The 1568-nt window shown below is 54.9% G+C and carries 3 protein-coding genes; all 3 read left to right on the forward strand.

Annotated features, from left to right (window positions below; genetic code table 11):
* Positions 1-317 precede the first annotated feature (317 nt).
* The 3 genes from grxD to NW820_RS07790 are packed head-to-tail and all read left to right on the forward strand — an operon-like array spanning position 318 to position 1377.
* On the forward strand, positions 318-656 hold the full coding sequence (gene grxD / locus NW820_RS07780) for a Grx4 family monothiol glutaredoxin (protein WP_041437553.1): 339 nt from the start codon (positions 318-320) through the stop codon (positions 654-656).
* A 29-nt stretch (positions 657-685) separates the two neighbouring features.
* The gene (locus NW820_RS07785) at positions 686-976 is read left to right on the forward strand and encodes a BolA family protein (protein ID WP_414329320.1); all 291 of its coding nucleotides are present in this window, start codon (positions 686-688) and stop codon (positions 974-976) included.
* Between the two features lie 44 nt (positions 977-1020).
* On the forward strand, positions 1021-1377 hold the full coding sequence (locus tag NW820_RS07790) for a phage holin family protein (protein WP_011433930.1): 357 nt from the start codon (positions 1021-1023) through the stop codon (positions 1375-1377).
* The last annotated feature ends 191 nt before the right edge of the window (positions 1378-1568 follow it).

Here is a 1568-nt window from a genome sequence, read left to right on the forward strand (position 1 = left end):
AAACCCTTGCCCAGAGCGGGATCGACCGGGTCAACGGAAGAATCAGGGTTTGAGGTTTGTCGCCGACCCTGTCGCTAACCATGTTGGTGTAGAAATTAACATGGATCCTGGGGTCGCTGCCTGGATAGGTTGGGGGCTTGGGCCAGCCCTGGGCAATGGGGCTTGCTGGTGGCGTCCGTAGAACAGAGTCTATGAGAGAATCTCTCGGCCCAACCGTGGGAAAAGTGTCGAGCATGTTAAAAGTAGACGAAAATGAGATCTCGATAGGATGCCAGTTTGCCTATCGACTGTTGTCGCTATAGTGGCTGAACACCATGCTGGATCCCCTTTTGGAAGAGAAAATCCGTGAGCAAATCCGCACCCACAAGGTGCTCATCTACATGAAGGGCACCCCGGAAATGCCCCAATGTGGGTTTTCCTATGCCGCCGTTCGTGTGCTGGATAGTTTGGGCTTCCCCTACACGGCGATTAACGTACTCGAGGATCCTGAGATCCGCCAGGGGATTAAAGAGTTTTCCAACTGGCCTACTATCCCGCAGATTTATATTGATGGGGAGTTTGTGGGCGGTTGCGATATCATCCAAGAGATGCACGCCCGCAACGAGCTGCGTCCGCTGGTCGAGGCAGCCTTTGCTAAGGCCACGGCTCAATCTTAAGGGATCCCATCTCATCCAGAGGGGTTGCCATGCTTACCCCCGACTACCTTCGGCAGCACCTGATGGAGAAGCTGCAGGCTCTTCATGTGCAGGTGGAGGATGAGTCCCACCTTCACATCGGCCACGGGGGCGGGACAGGAGGGCACTACCGAGTTCAAGTAGTGTCGCCTTCGTTTGTCGGCAAAACGACCCTACAGCGACATCGCCTGGTGTATGCCGCTCTGGCGGAACACATGGGGCGGAGCATTCATGCTTTGGCCCTGCAAACTTACAGCCCTGAAGAGGTTTCTGCGCAAGGGATCCCTGAGGAGATCAGCTAGCATAGAGGGCAAAATCGCGGCCCCATCAGGGCAGAGGAGGGAGCATGGCAACTCTTTTGGCCACCTGGCTGATGTCAGCCTTGAGTGTAATGATCCTGGCTTGGCTTTTGCCCGGGATCCACGTCTCCGGGTTTGGCGGGGCTTTGGTGGCGGCTCTGGCCATTGGTCTGGTCAATGGTTTGGTTAGGCCGATTCTCCGGCTGATCACCCTGCCGATTACGGTTCTTACCCTGGGTTTGTTTTGGCTGATTTTGAACGGCATTTGTCTAGCCATTGCCGATAAGCTGGCCGGGAATGCTTTCAACATCGATAATTTCGGCTGGGCGTTTATCGGCGCAATTGTACTTTCCATCGTCAGCGGCTTGGTTCAGCAGGTTTTTGAGCAAGGTGCGCCGAACTGACTTCGTCCCCAGCCGTGAGAGGGCAGGGTTTGGTTCAAGATTGCAGGGGGTACGCTAGGGGAACGTCAACACTCAGCCCGACGATAACCAAAACCAACTTTAAGGGATCCCGATAAGCTTTACTCCATTGGCCCTGCCCGCTAAGTTTTTGCCGCAGAACCATAGGATTCTCCACAGATAGCCTGCACAAG

The sequence above is a fragment of the Synechococcus sp. R55.7 genome (assembly GCF_047461955.1).
GTDB lineage: Bacteria > Cyanobacteriota > Cyanobacteriia > Thermostichales > Thermostichaceae > Thermostichus.